The sequence below is a fragment of the Streptomyces sp. NPDC005728 genome, assembly GCF_040630895.1.
In the GTDB taxonomy this organism is placed as follows: Bacteria; Actinomycetota; Actinomycetes; order Streptomycetales; family Streptomycetaceae; genus Streptomyces.
The window spans coordinates 22,382-37,950 of the sequence record NZ_JBEXYL010000043.1; the positions used below are offsets into that span (position 1 = coordinate 22,382).

Annotated in this window: 4 protein-coding genes; all 4 read left to right on the top strand. The window is 71.5% G+C overall.

Annotated features, from left to right (window positions below):
- The 4 genes from ABZ471_RS26585 to ABZ471_RS26600 are packed head-to-tail and all read left to right on the top strand — an operon-like array spanning window position 1 to window position 15,535.
- Window positions 1-1,059 (top strand): iron-siderophore ABC transporter substrate-binding protein, encoded by a 1,059-nt coding sequence (locus ABZ471_RS26585; RefSeq protein ID WP_359069586.1) that lies wholly within the window; start codon window positions 1-3, stop codon window positions 1,057-1,059.
- A 2-nt stretch (window positions 1,060-1,061) separates the two neighbouring features.
- On the top strand, window positions 1,062-2,849 hold the full coding sequence (locus tag ABZ471_RS26590) for an ABC transporter ATP-binding protein (protein WP_359069588.1): 1,788 nt from the start codon (window positions 1,062-1,064) through the stop codon (window positions 2,847-2,849).
- Between the two features lie 58 nt (window positions 2,850-2,907).
- The gene (locus ABZ471_RS26595) at window positions 2,908-13,848 is read left to right on the top strand and encodes an amino acid adenylation domain-containing protein (RefSeq protein ID WP_359069589.1); all 10,941 of its coding nucleotides are present in this window, start codon (window positions 2,908-2,910) and stop codon (window positions 13,846-13,848) included.
- Window positions 13,835-15,535 carry an ABC transporter ATP-binding protein gene (locus tag ABZ471_RS26600; RefSeq protein ID WP_359069591.1) on the top strand — a complete coding sequence of 567 codons (1,701 nt, stop codon included), beginning with the start codon at window positions 13,835-13,837 and terminating at the stop codon, window positions 15,533-15,535. The genes ABZ471_RS26595 and ABZ471_RS26600 overlap by 14 nt, the downstream gene beginning before the upstream one ends.
- Window positions 15,536-15,569 lie beyond the last annotated feature (34 nt).

The window sequence follows — 15,569 nt, forward strand, 5'->3', positions numbered from 1 at the left end:
ATGCTCCTCCACCGAACGACGCGTACGAAGCCCTGGCGGCGGTTGGCGGCGACACTGTCCGCCGCGGCTCTCGGCGTCGGACTTCTCGCGGGATGCGGTTCCGGCTCGTCCGACTCGGCGGACAAGGCGGGCGACGACACCTCGACTGCCGCAGCCGGCGTGTTCCCGGCCACCGTGGAGCACGCGTTCGGATCCACGACGATCACCAAGGCCCCCCAGCGGGTCGTCTCCGTCGGCTACACGGACGACCAGACCATCCTGGCGTTCGGCGTCAAGCCGGTCGGCATGGTCGACCAGTACCCGAACCCGGCGGGCAAGTCTCCCGACATCAACACCCAGTGGCCCTGGGTCAAGGACAAGTGGGGCGACACCAAGCCCGAGGTCATCATGAAGAACGGTGACTCCGGCCCCAACTACGAGAAGATCGCCGCCCTGCGCCCGGACCTGATCATCGCGGTCTACTCCGAGATCGACCAGGCCGCCTACGACAAGCTCTCCAAGATCGCTCCGACCGTGGGCCGCACCAAGGCCGAGAAGGAGCCGTTCAGCGCGCCGTGGCAGGACAACGCCCTCCAGATCGCCAAGGCACTCGGCCAGGAGGCCGAGGGCAAGAAGCTGGTGCAGGGCATCCAGGACAAGCTCGACGCGGCCAAGAAGGCGCACCCGGCGTTCGCGAACCGAACCGCCGTCGCGTTGTCCTGGTACGAGAACTCGGTGGCGCCGTTCACCTCCACCGACGTACGCGGACGGCTGGTGACGGGCATCGGCTTCCCGTACCAGACCAAGATCGACAAGGTTGCGGGCGGCAGCTTCTACACCAAGCTCTCCCCCGAGCGCATCGACCTGGTCGACGTCGACCGCATCTTTGTCATCAACGACAAGGCGGACACGGACGCGCTGAAGAAGTTCAAGCTGTTCGCCAACCTGGACGCCGTGAAGAAGGGGCACGTGTCGTACCTGCCGGACAGCGAGGGCCCGGCGGTCGGCGCAGCCATCTCCCAGAGCACCCTGCTGTCCCTGCCGTACGCGATCGACGAGCTCGTCAAGTCGGTCGGTTAGGTGTGAGCACCACCGACACGCGCGTCGCCCCGGCGACCCTGCGCACGGCGACCGGACGCGAGGCGAGCCGATGGGTTGCGGCGCACTGCCGTGAGGTGCCGGGGCTGACGGTCGCCTCCGTGCTCACCACGGTGGCCGGAGCGGCGCTCCAGGTGGTTCCGGTGCTCCTGCTCGGCCGGGTGGTCGACGGGGTGGTCGAGGGTGCGTCGCAGTCGGTCCTGGTCACGATCGGGGCCCTGATGGCGGCCGCCGCTCTGCTCGGCGCGGCGGCCACCGCGGTGTCGACCTACCTGATCGGGCGGCTCGGCGCGGATCTGCTCGCGCGGCTGCGCGAAGGCGCCGTCCGGGCGGTGCTCGGCATGCCGAGCACACGGATCGAGCAGGTCGGCCGCGGAGACGTGCTGTCCCGGGTCGGTGACGATGTGGCCGTCATCTCCAAGGGCATCCGCACGGCCATCCCCACGGTGTTCTCGGCGGGAGTGCTGGTCGCCATCGCCACGGCCGGCATGTTCGGACTGGACTGGCGGCTCGGCCTGGCGGGTGCCGGTGCGCTGCCCGCGTACGCGCTGGCCCTGCGCTGGTACCTCCCGAGGTCCGCCCCGCTCTACCGGAAGCAGCGGGCGGCCCAGGCCGACCGGGCGCAGGCGTTGATCAGTGGTCTGAACGGGATCGACACGGTCCGGGCGTACCGCCTGGAGAGCGCCTTCCGCGAGAAGGTCGACCGTGAGTCGTGGCGGGTGCGCGATCTCGGTGTCGAGGTGTTCCGGTTCTTCGGGCGGTTCGTCGGCAGGGAGAACCGCGCGGAGTTCATCGGACTGGTCCTGATCATCGTGGTGGGGTACGCCCTGCTGGAGGCCGACGCCGCCAGCCTGGGCGAGGTGTCGGCGGCCCCGCTGCTGTTCCACCGGCTGTTCACCCCGCTGGGCCTCATCATGTTCACCTTCGACGAGGCGCAGAAGTCGGGCGCCAGCCTGACCCGGCTGGTCGGAGTGGTGGGGGAGCCCGCGGAGGACCGGCTGGTCGGCGACGCGGCGGTCACGTCGGCGGACGCCACGCCGTTGCCGGTGACGGTGGAGGGGCTGACGTTCCGTTATCCCGGCGCCGAGGAACCGGTCCTGAGGGATGTCGGCCTGACGATCCCGGCCGGCGGTTCGCTCGCGCTGGTGGGGGCGACGGGCGCGGGCAAGACGACGCTGGCCGCGCTGATCGCGGGCATCGGGACCCCGCAGACCGGGGTGGTGCGCGTGGGTGCGACCGACCTCGCCGGCCAGGACGAGGCCGGGGCGCGGGCCTTGGTGAGCCTGCTGACGCAGGAGACGCACGTGTTCTCCGGTCCGCTCGCCGACGACCTGCGGCTGGCCGCGCCGGAAGCGACCGACGCCGAGCTGATGGACGCGTTGCGGACGGTCGGCGCCGACGGGTGGGCCGACGCGCTGCCCGACGGGCTGAACACCCTGGTCGGTGAGGGTGGCGAGCGTCTGGACGTCACCAAGGACGCACAGATCGCCCTGGCCCGGCTGGTGTTGCGCCGGTCGCCGGTGGTGGTGCTCGACGAGTCGACGGCGGAGGCCGGCAGCGAGGGCGCCGCGGAGCTGGAGCGTGCCGTGCTGGCCGCATGCGCGGGCCGGACCACGTTGTTCGTGGCGCACCGGCTGACCCAGGCGATGGCGGCGGACCGGATCGCCGTGCTGGATGCGGGACGCGTCGTGGAGCACGGAACGCACGAGGAGTTGGTGGCTCTCGGCGGCCGGTACGCACGACTGTGGCGGGCCTGGCGAGAGGGCAGTTAGGTAACCCTAAGTCAGTTTGGCCTCACTTTCACGTCTTGGAAGGGACGCTGAGTCTTCGATGATGGAACCGAGCGCTCGTCTCGTACTGCTTTCTCCCCGGCGTCTGGCCGACGTACGGCGCCGAGCCGGCGACTATTCCGACCGGACCATCGCCGAAGCCTGCGCCATCGGGCTGTCGTACTGGGCGAGGGGCCTGAGCCCCGACGGCATCGACCTCACCCCCGGCACCCTGTTCGCCGACATTCTCGGGTGGGTCGACAACGGCGGTACCGGGGACGGCGGTTGGGAGGCCGGCGCGGACGGTCGGAGCATCGCCGTTCCGGACGGTGTTGTGCTCGCCGAAGCGCAGCTCGCGCTGGACGACCTGGCCGACTTCCCGGACCGGCCCATCGGCACCATCGGCCCGTCCGGTGTGGCGGCGAGGCTCGAGGCGCTGGCCGAGTGGAACGACACCGGGGCCGACCGAGTCCGCCCGACCATGGTGGAGATGTTCCGGGAGCAGGCGCGGGCCAGGCCGGACGCCGTCGCCGTCGTCGACGAACACCGGTCACTGACCTATCGTCAGACAGTCGAACTGTCAAACCAGTTGGCGCACCACCTGATCGAGCGCGGACTCACCGCGGAACAGGTCGTCGGCATCTCACTGGGTCGCTCCGCCGACATGGTGATCGGGCTGCTCGGCGTGCTCCAGGCGGGGTGCGCGTTCGTGCCGCTCGATCCGCAGTGGCCCGCCGCGCGCCGAGCCGTCGTCATCGAGGACGCCGGGGTCGTGGTGCAGCTCAACGACTCGGGCGAACACGCCCCGGGTGAACCGGAAGCCGTGGCCGTCGACCTCGGTGACTGGCGGTTCGGTTCCCACCCCACCGAGGGGACCGGGGTCACCGTCCACGGCGACGCCCTGGCGTACGTGATCTTCACGTCCGGTTCGACCGGGCGGCCCAAGGGCGCGATGATCCGCCACGCGGCGATCAGCGAGCGCCTGCTGTGGCAGGTCGACGAGATCCTGGGCTTCGACCACGACGACGCGTCGCTGTTCAAGGCGCCGTTGTCCTTCGACATCTCCGTCAACGAGATCTTCCTGCCCCTGGTGAGCGGCGCCCGGCTGGTGGTTCTGCGGCCCGGCGGCGAACGCGACCCGCACCACCTGCTGAGCGTGATCGCCGAGCAGCGCGTCACCTTCACCTACCTGGTGTCGTCCATGCTGGACGTGCTGCTGGAGATCGCGGGCGACTCAGGACGGCTGGACAGCCTGCGGCACGTGTGGTGCGGTGGCGAGGTACTGACCCCGGAGCTGTACGAGCGCTTCCGCACCAGGCTCGACATCCCCATGTACCACGGCTACGGCCCGGCCGAGACGACGATCGGCGTCTCGCACGTCATCTACCGGGGCGCGGCGGAACGCCTGTCCACATCGATCGGCAGGGCCAATCCCAACACTCAGCTGTACGTGCTGGACGACGAACTGCGCCCGGTCCCGGTCGGGGTCGGCGGCGAGCTGTACGTGGGAGGGTTCCTCCTGGGGCGCGGATACGTGGGCGCGCCCGGTCTGACCGCGTCCCGGTTCGTCGCCAACCCCTTCGCCGGCGACGGGTCCCGGCTGTACCGGACCGGTGACCTCGCGCGGTTCAACCCGGACGGATCGCTGGACTTCCTCGGCCGGGCCGACAACCAGATCAAGATCCGCGGCATGCGGCTGGAGATCGAGGACGTCGAGGCCGGTCTCGCGGAGCATCCCGCGGTACGGCACAGCTGCGTCGTCGCGAAGAAGAAGGCAGCGGGCGGCACCTACCTGGTGGGGTACGTGATCCCCGCCGCCGGGAGCGAGGAGCTGCGGGCGGACGAGGTCAGGGCGTGGGCCGGTGAGCACATGGTGGAGTACATGGTGCCCGCCCACATCGTGGTGATGAAGGAGTTCCCGCTCACGGCGAACGGCAAGCTCGACCGGCGTGCGCTGCCGGAGCCGGCGATCGGCACGGGCTCGCTCGTCCTGCCCGTCACCGAGAACGAGCGCGTGGTGTGCGCGGCGGTCGCGGCACTGCTGCGGCTCGACGAGGTGGGCGTCGACCAGGACTTCTTCCGGCTCGGCGGAGACAGCATCCTGGCGATTTCGCTGCTGAGCGCGCTGCGCGACGCGGGCCTGCACGTCACGGCACGGCAGATCTTCGCCCACAGCACGGTCGGGGAGCTGGCGGCGGTGGCGAGCCGCGACGACGTGTCCACGGTGGACCACCGCGATGTCGCGACCGGTTCCGTCGTGGGCTCGCCCATCGTGCAGTGGCTCGGCGGGACCACGGACGCGATCGACGGCTTCGTGCAGTCGGTGGTGCTGAACACGCCGGCGGACCTGACCGGCGACGCCCTCGACGGGATCCTCGCCGCCGTGGTCCGGCGGCACGACATGCTGCGTGCCCGGCTGGTGCGCGGCGACCGCTGGAGCTTCGACATCCCGGAGGCCGGCCGGGCCACGGCCATGTGGCAGGAGAGCGACCGGCCGCTCGACGAGTGCATCGCGCTCGCCACCGACGGGCTCGACCCTGCGGGTGGCGTGATGCTGCGTGCCGTCTGGCGCCGCGAGGCACGGCAGCTGGCCGTGGTCGCCCATCATGTCGTGATCGACGGCGTGTCGTGGCGGATCCTCATGAACGACCTGGCCACGGCCTGGCGGCAGTTCGCCTCGGGCGCGCCGATCGAGCTGCCCGCGGTGGGCACGTCGTTCCGGCGCTGGACGCAGGTGCTGGAGCGCGCGGCGTTCGACGCGGACAGTGCCTACTACCGGCGTCCCCTGCCAGGAGCCGATGGGCCGGTGGGCAGGCGCGCGCTGTCGGCCGCCGACACCGTCGCGCGGGAGCGGGTACGGACCGTGTCGGTCGGACCCGAGAGCACGGCCGCTCTGCTGGGCGGGATTCCCGCGAAGTTCCACGCCGGCGTCAACGACGTGCTGCTCACCGCGCTGGCCGTCACCCTCGCCCGCTGGCGCCGTGACCTGGGACAGGACCAGACGTTCGCGCACATCGAACTCGAAGGACACGGCCGCGAAGCACGGTTCGTGGCCGACGCGGTCGGATTCGAGCCGGACCTGTCGCGGACCGTGGGCTGGTTCACCACCCTGTTCCCGGTGGTGCTGGACCCCGGCGCGGCGGCCGACCTCACCGCACCCGAGTACCTGGCCGCCGCGCTCAAGGCGGTCAAGGACGACCTCGCCCGGGTACCGGACAACGGCGTTTCCTACGGTGCCCTGCGGTACCTGACCCACAGCGAGTTCGACACGCCCGCACCGCAGGTGCTCTTCAACTACCTGGGCCGCTACGACGCGGGAGCCACCGGTGACTGGCAACTCGCGCACACCACGGGTCAGTTGGGCGAGAGGCGCGATCCCGGTATGCGCCTGCCGCGCGCCCTGGAGTTCAACGCGATCGCCGAACCCGCAACGACCGGCGAGTACGAACTGGTCACCGCCATCTCCTGGCCCGACGGCATGTTCACCGACGAGGACATCACGACCATCGGCGAGTACTTCCGGGCGACCCTGGTCGCGCTGGCCGCGCTCGACCAGGGCGGCCACTCTCCCAGCGACTTCGGCCTCGTTTCACTGACACAGGCCGATGTCGACGCCCTGGACGGCCCGGCGCTGCGGGACATCCTGCCCCTCACCCCGTTGCAGGAGGGCCTGTACTTCCACTCGGTCTTCGACGACGACTCGGCGGGCGCCTACGTCGAGCAGCAGGTGATGACGCTGGACGGCGAGGCGGACGCCGACCGGCTCGCGGCGGCGGCCGCCCGGTTGCTCACGCTGTACCCGAACCTGGCAGCGCGGTTCACGGCCCTGGCCGACGGCCGTGTGGTCTCCGTGCTGGAGAACGGTGTCCAGGCGCCTTTCACCACCCTGGACCGTCCCGGGATCACGGACGCCGAGATCCGCGCGTACGCCGAGCAGGACCGACGCGTCGGATTCGACCTGTCCGCCGGCCCGCTGATGCGGTACACGCTCATCCGCGCGGGCTCCGGCCGGAACATCCTGGTGCAGACCGTGCACCACATCATCGCCGACGGCTGGTCGGTGCCGCCGATGCTCCGTGCGCTGCTGGCCGAGTACCACGCGCCGGGGACCGTGTACCCGGTCGGCGGCTTCCCCGACTACGTGCGCTGGCTCGCCGGACGCGACGACGAGAGCGACCGGGTATGGCGCGAGCAACTCGCCGGACTGCCCGGCCCCTCGCTGGTCGCCGAGGGGCACATCCCGTCCGCCCGGTTCGCCGACACCGCCATGGAGCCGGAGGACGACATCGACGCGGCCGCCCGGTCGGCCGGCGTGCCGCTGAGCGTGGCCGTGCACAGCGCCTGGGCGGTGACGCTGGGCGGCATCCTGCACGGCAGGGACGTGGTGTTCGGTTCCACGGTGTCCGGGCGCGACGCGGAGGTGCCCGGCATCGAGGACATGGTGGGTCTGTTCATCAACACGATTCCCGTGCACGCCCGTTGGTCCGGAACCACCATGGCGCGCGACCTGCTCGCCTCGGTGCGGGACCACCAGAGCGCGGTGCTGCCGCACCAGCACGTCTCGCTGGCGAGGATCGGCCGCCAGGCCGGCGTCGGCGGCTCCCTGTTCGACACCCTGGTGGTGTTCGACGTGGCGACCGATGTGGACGGTCTGCGAGGGGCCGACGACACGCTGGTCATCACTGACATCGTCAACGAGGGCGCCCCGCACTACCCGTTGACGCTGGTGGTGGGGCGCGCAGTCGACGGCGGTCCGCGCTTCAGCCTGATCTACGACGGCGACCTGCTGCGGGAGGCGAGCGCCCAGGCGGTCCTGCACACGTTCACCCGGACCCTCACCGCCCTGCTCACCCGGCCGGACGCCATCGTCGACGGCCTGGCGTCCGAGGACTCCCGGCCTCCCGCGCTTCGTGGGGGTCTGGGGGGTCGCCCCCCAGGAGTACGCAGCACCCCGACGACGCTGGGCGGACTGTTCGACGCCGCCGCGCACCGCGACCCGGCCGCCACCGCCGTCACCCAGTGCGGTCTCGACGGCGGTACCAGGTCCCTGACCTACGGTGAACTGGCCGACGCCAAGGACGAGTTGGCGTCCGTCCTGCGCGCGGCCGGTGTCGGTCCGGGCAAGCGGGTCGCCGTCGCCGTCCCGAGATCCGTCGAGCAGGTCGTCGCGCTGGTCGCGGTTGTCACCGCGGGCGGCGCGTACGTGCCGCTGGACCTGGCCTACCCGGACGAACGGCTGGAGTACATCCTCGCCGACTCCGCTCCGCAGGTCGTTCTCGTGGACCGTGAGCAGCGGGACCGTTTCACGCAGGTGCTCGCCCGGGCGGGCGTGTCGGCCCACGTGCTGGTGCCGGAAGACGAGTCGCCGCCGGCCACCGCTGAGCCCCGGCCCGGGGCCAGGTGGCACGACCCCGCCTACGTGATCTACACGTCCGGATCGACCGGGAGGCCCAAGGGCGTCGTCGTCCCGCACTCCAGCGTCGTGACGCTGCTCGCGAACACCCGGCCCGACATGGACTTCGGCCCGCACGACGTGTGGGTCCAGTTCCACTCGTACTCCTTCGACTTCGCGGTCTGGGAGCTGTGGGGTGCGCTGGCGCACGGCGGTGAGCTGCTGGTGCCGGAGTACGGTCTGACGCGCTCTCCGGTCGACTTCCACCGGCTGGTCCGCGAGCGCGGTGTGACCGTGCTCAACCAGACCCCGTCGGCGTTCTACCAGTTCATCGAGGCCGACCGGCACGCCGACGAGCCGCTCACCGCGCTGCGCCGGATCATCTTCGGAGGCGAGGCGCTGGATCCCGGGCGGCTGCGCGACTGGGTCGAGCGGTACGGCACCGGTTCGCCCGAGCTGGTCAACATGTACGGCATCACCGAGACCACCGTCCATGTCACCCACCGGGTGCTGACCGACGGGGACTTCGACTCCGGCTTCGACGTCAGCCCGATCGGCGGCCCGATTCCCGGCCTCGTCACCTATCTGCTCGACGACCGGCTCCGGCCGGTGCCGCCGGGCCGGGTGGGTGCCATCTACGTCGCCGGCGACCAGGTGTCGCTCGGCTACCTGGGCAGGCCGGGGCTCACCGCGGGCCGGTTCGTGGCGAACCCGTTCGCGGGCGACGGCTCCCGCATGTACCACACGGGCGACCTCGCCCGCCGCACGCTCGACGGTGAGCTGGAGTTCACCGGCCGTGCCGACGACCAAGTCCAACTCAAGGGATTCCGCATCGAGTTGGGCGAGGTGGAGGCTGCGATCAGGGAACTCGACGGCGTGGTCGATGTGGCCGTCACCGTGGCGGACGGCGGCGACCACCTGGTCGCGCACGTCGTGGGCCGGGTGCCCGGCGACTTCACCGGCCTGCTGTCCGCGAAGCTGCCCGTGCACATGGTGCCGGGCCGGGTGCTGCCGGTCGATGCCCTGCCGCTGACGGTCAACGGCAAGCTGGACCGGAAGGCCCTGGCCGAGCGGGCCTCGCGGGACGCGACCCCGGCGGCGGCGAGCGATTCCGTGAACGAGAACGACTCCGTGCTGGCCGCACTGGTCGACCTCTTCGCGCAGACGCTGCCGGGCTCCGAAGTGGACGGTGACACCGACTTCTTCAGGGCCGGGGGTGACAGCATCGTCGCCATCACCGTGATCAACCGGGCCAGGGCGCTGGGCCTGACGATCGCGCCACGGGACGTGTTCCTGTTCCGGACACCGCGCGCGCTCGCCGAGCACCTGGGGACGGGCACACCGCCCATCGCGGCGCCCGCGCCCGTCCGCCGTGAGGACGGCCCGCTGACACCGACGCCGATCATCCTGCGCCAGCGGGAACTGGGAGGATCACTCGCCCGGTTCGCCCAGGCCAGGACGCTGGTGGCCCCCGAGGGCACCGGGTTCGCCGACGTCGGGCGCGCCGCGCACGCCGTCGTGGCCGCGCACCCGGTCCTCCGGCTGCGGCTGCGCGTCGAGCACGGGGTGTGGACGCTGCGCACCGAACCCGTCCGCGAGGTCACCGTCGTACGCCCGGACACCACCGATGCGACGACAGCGGCGAACGAGGCCGCCGGGCGGCTCGATCCCGAGTCCGGTGACGTCATCGCGTTCTCGTGGCTGGAATCGACCCGGACCCTGGTGGTCACCGTGCACCACCTCGCCGTCGACTCGGTGTCGTGGCTGGTCCTGCTGGACGACCTGGCGGCCGCGCTGCGCGGGGACGCGCCGGCACCGGCCACCACGTCGTACGCCGAGTACGCCGAGGCGCTGACCCTCCGGTCCGCCCACGCCGTCGACGACCTCGGACACTGGATCACCACCCTCGAGGCGCCCCCGCTGCTGCCCGAGGTCGCCGAGCTGCGCGAGACCACGCTCGTCCTGCCACCCGACGTGAGCGAGCGCGTGACGCGTACCGCGCCCGCCGCGCTCGGCGTCGGTCTCACCGAGCTGCTGTGCGGCGCGCTGCGCACCGCGCTGACAGAGATACAGCCGTCCCCCACCGATCTCGCGATCGAGCTGGAGCGGCACGGCCGGGTCCCGGTGCTGGAGCACCACGACTACACCCGCACGGTCGGCTGGTTCACCTCCATCGCGCCCGTGCGGCTCACGGCGCACACCGACCCCGTCGCAGCGGCCCGCGAGATCGCCGAACGCCAGCCGGACGAGCGCGCGCACGTCGCCTACGGCCGACTCAGGTACGTCAACCCGCAGACGTCCCCACTGCTGATCGCCCGCCCGCAGGTGCTGTTCAACTACCTGGGCCGGGGCAGCGAGTCCCAGGCGCTGCACATCTCCGGCGGCGATCAGGGCAGCCCGTACGCCGTCGAGGTCAACGCGTGGACCGACGATGCCACCGGAAGCCTGCACGCGGCCTTCACCCTCGCCGAGGGCATCCCCGACGAGATCACCGAGCACTGGCACAGCGCGCTGGCACGCGTCGCGGACGCCGCCGCGACGGCCGAGCGCACGGCACCGGTCACCCCGCTGCAGCGCGGCCTGTTCTTCCAGGCCCAGATGGCGGGCACGGCCGGACACTACGTCGCGCAGAGCTGGTTCACCTTCGACCGGCGCCTGGACACCGACGCGCTGGCCGAGGCGATGGCGTACGTGATCGCGCGGCATCCGGTCGTGGGCGCCGGCTTCACCACCGACGAGGACGGAAACCCCGTCCAGGTCCTCGCCACGGGACGCCGGGTCGACGTCCACACGATCGAACTGGCGACGGACGCGGAGGTCGACGCCCTGCGCGCCCGGGACCGCGACACGGGATTCGACCCGGCTGAGCCGCCGCTGATCCGGCTGACCGTGGTGCGTCTGCCAGGCGACCGCGACGGCCTGCTGCTGAGCTACCACCTGCTGCTGTGGGACGGTTGGTCCCGAGAGATCGTGCTGCGGGGTCTGTTCGACGCCTACCAGGCCGTCCTCGCGGGCGAGTTGCCGGCGTCCGTCCCGGTCACGCCGAGCTTCGAGGACTACGCCAGGGCGCTCGACGCGAAGGACACCGCCGTATCGGAACGCTTCTGGGCGGAGCACCTGGCCGGCCTCCCCGGCCCCACGCTGCTCGCCGGACCGGCGCCGTCCCTCTCCGACGAGCTGCCGCGTGCGCTCGTGCACACGCTGTCCGCCGGACGGTCGGAACTGCTGCGGGAAGCGGCCAGAGCGCACGGTGTCACGCTGAACTCGGTGCTGACCGGCGCGTTCGGTCTGCTGCTGGGCGCCCGCACGGGACGCGCCGACGCCGTGTTCGGCGTGACCGTCTCCGGCCGCGAGGGCGCGGACCTGGACGGCATCGTCGGCGTGCTGCTCAACACCGTGCCCCTGTGGACACGGGCGCGGCCGGACGACACCGTCCGGGAGTACCTGTCGGCCGTGCAGGCGGCCAGGGTCGAGGCGATGGAGCACGAGCACCTGGGACTCGGCGAGATCCAGCGGGCGGGTGGGCACGACCTCCTGTTCGACAACCTGTTCGTGCTCCAGAACTTCCTGGACATGGACGCGTTCGCCGAGATGAACGCCAGGCACGGCATCACCGCGGTGAAGGCCGACGACTCCACCCACTACCCGTTCACCTGGGTCGTCACGCCCGGCGACCGGCTGACGGTCAAGCTGGAGTACCGCGACGACGACACCAAGAACGCACGTCGTCTCCTCGACGACTACCTGCGCGTGCTCGAGGACCTGGCCCGGGCGAGCGGGCCGGTCGGCGCACTGCCGGGTCCGGGGCCGGAGCCCGAGCCCACCGAACGCACGGGCATCGGCACGGACACCGTGGTCGACCGGTTCGACCAGGCGGCGGACCGCGCCCCACAGCGGGTCGCGCTCGTCGCCGACGGCGCGACCATGACCTTCGCTCAACTGAGGGACCGCAGCCGCGCGCTGGCGGGTGTGCTCGCCGCACGCGGCATCGGCCCCGAGACGACCGTGGGCCTGGCGATCCCACGCTCCCTCGACTGGATCGTGGCGCTGTTCGCCGTACTGCGCGCCGGCGCCGCGTACGTGCCGCTGGAGCTGGACCACCCGGACGAGCGGATCGCCTCGATCCTCGCGGACGCCAGCCCGGACGTGATCCTCACCGTGAGCGCCGTGTCTCCCCGGCTGACCGGCGACCTGATCGAGCTGGACCGTCCTCGGCCCGAGGCCGAGCCGTTCGTGACGTTCGCGCCGGACGACCCGGACCGCCTGCGGCACCCCGCCTACACGATCTACACCTCCGGTTCGACCGGGAAGCCCAAGGGCGTGGTGACCGAGTACGCCGGGCTCACCAACATGCTGATCAACCATCAGCGCCGGATCTTCGAGCCGGTGCTGGCGGAGCACGGCCACCGAGTCTTCCGGATCGCGCACACCGTGTCGTTCGCCTTCGACATGTCGTGGGAGGAGCTGCTGTGGCTCGCCGACGGTCACGAGGTGCACATCTGCGACGAGGAACTGCGCCGTGACGCACCCCGGTTGGTCGAGTACTGCCTGGAGCACGGCATCGACGTCGTCAACGTGACCCCGACCTACGCGCAGCAGCTGGTGGCCGAGGGCCTGCTCGACAACCCGCAGCGGCGGCCGGCGCTGGTGCTGCTGGGCGGCGAGGCCGTCACCCCGACGTTGTGGCAGCGGCTCGCCGAGACCGAGGGGACGGTCGGCTACAACCTGTACGGACCCACCGAGTACACCATCAACACCCTCGGCGTCGGCACCTTCGAGTGCCAGGACCCCGTGGTGGGGGTGGCGATCGACAACACCGGTGTCTACGTGCTGGACCCCTGGCTGCGGCCCCTGCCGGACGGAGTTCCCGGCGAGCTGTACGTGTCGGGCATCGGCATCGCGCGCGGCTATCTCGGGCAGCCGGCCCAGACGGCGCACCGCTTCGTCGCGTGCCCGTTCGGCGCACCCGGGGAGCGCATGTACCGCACCGGGGACCTGGTGGTCCGGCGGCCCGACGGGAACCTGATGTACCTGGGCCGCACCGACCAGCAGGTCAAGATCCGGGGGCACCGGGTCGAACTGGGCGAGGTCGAGGCCGTGTTCGCGGCGCACCCGGCGGTGCGGTTCGTCGCCGCGGTCGCCCAACCCGACCCGCAGGTCGACGGCGCCTATCGGTTGGCCGCCTATCTCGTGCTGGACGGCTCCGACCTGGCGGCGGTAGCCGCCGCAGTGGGTGCCGGGCTGCCGGACTTCCTGCGACCGACGCACTACGCCCAGGTCGACAGCATCCCGCTGACGGTGAACGGGAAGGCTGACACCAAGGCGCTGCCGGAGGCCAAGCCGCTGGGCGCGCTGACCACGGCGGGGGAGCGGGGACCGGAGACCGGGACCGAGACCGTGGTGTGCGAGTTCTTCGCCGAGGCACTGGACCTGGACGACGACGAGGTGAGCGCGGTGGGCGACTTCGTGTCCCTGGGAGGACACTCCATGCTGGCGGTGCGTCTGATCGGGCTGCTCCGCCGGGAGTTCGGCCCCGTGATCACGATCCGTGACCTGTTCACCCTGCGAACCCCGGAAGCGATGGCCCGCCACATCGATGACCACTCCTGACACGAAGCGGCCCCGCGCGGGGTCCGACATCCTCCGGACCGCACTGCGCCGCAACGTCGGCGCCATGGTCTGGGGCACCGTCCTCATGGGCCTGTACCAGGCCGGCGAGACGGCCTTCCCCATCGCGCTCGGCATGATCGCCGAACACACGATGCGGGAGCGGAGCTCCGGCGCGCTCGCCCTGTCCATCGCCGCGCTTGCCGTGATCATCACGACCGTGTCGCTGTCGTGGCGGTTCGGGATGCGCATCCTGCAGAAGGCCAACACGACCGAGGCGCACCGCTGGCGGGTGAAGGTCGCGGCCTGCGGACTCCAGCCGGTCGCGCGGGACGTCGATCTGAAGTCCGGCGAGGTGCTGACCATCGCCACCGAGGACGCCGACCAGACCGCCGACATCATCGAGGTGGTGCCGCTGCTGATCAGCTCCCTGGTCGCGGTGGTGGTCGCGGCGGTCGCGCTGGGCCTGGCCGACATCCGGCTCGGCCTGCTGGTGATCGTGGGAACCCTCGCGATCCTGTCGGTGCTGAGCGTGATGTCCAAGCGGATCGGTTCCAGTACCCGCGAACAGCAGGCCCGGGTGGCACGGGCGGGCGCGAAGGTCGCCGACCTGATCACCGGCCTGCGCCCGCTGCACGGCTTCGGCGGCAACCACGCGGCGTTCCGGTCCTATCGGAGGGTCAGCGCGGAGGCGAGGCACCAGGCGATCACCGTCGCCAGGGTGAACGGCGCGTACGCGGGCACCGCGCTGGCCCTCAACGCGATCCTCGCCGCCGCTGTGACCCTGACGGCGGGCTGGCTGGCGTTCGACGGCCGGATCGGCATCGGGGAACTCGTCATGGCCGTGGGGCTGGCGCAGTTCATCATCGAGCCGCTCAAGCTGTTCTCGGAGATGCCGAAGTACGTCATGATCGCGCGCGCGTCGGCCGAGCGGATGGCGCTGGTGCTGACCGCGCCGCCGGTGTCGACCCCGGGGCCGGAGCGCCCGGCCGCAGGCGGAGACCTCGAGATCGACTGCGTCCGACACGGGACCCTGCGCAAGCTGAAGTTCCAGGTGTCCGCCGGCGAGTTCGTGGCGATCGCCGCCTACCAGCCGCGCGCGGCGGCCGACCTCGCGTCGATCCTGGCCGTGAACGTCCCGCCCGACGCGTACGACGGGGTGGTGCGGGTCGGCGGGAAGGGGCTCGCGGACCTGTCGGTCGAGGCGGTCCGTGAGCACCTGCTGGTGAACCCGTACGACGGGGAGATCTTCGCGGGCACCCTCCGCACCAACATCGACCCGGCGGGCACCAGCCGGATGGTCCCGGAGGCCGTGGCGGCGTCCATGCTGACCGACGTCGTCGCCCTCCACCGCGAAGGACTCGACTACGGCGTCCGCGACCGTGGCGCGAACCTCTCCGGGGGACAGCGCCAACGGCTGTCCCTGGCCCGCGCCCTCGCCGCCGACACCGACGTGCTCGTCCTGCACAACCCGACCACAGCCGTCGACGCGGTCACCGAACAGCTCATCGCGCGCAACATCGCGGAGCTGCGCCGGGGCCGCACCACCCTCGTGATCACCAGCAGCCCGGCCCTTCTGGACGCCGTCGACCGGGTCCTCGTCCTGGACGACGGTGTCATCACGGCCGAGGACACCCATCGGAACCTCCTGGCCACCGACGAGGACTACTGCCTCGCGGTGGCCCGGTGACCCGCTGAGCGGCCTCGTCGGACGCCCCGTCCCC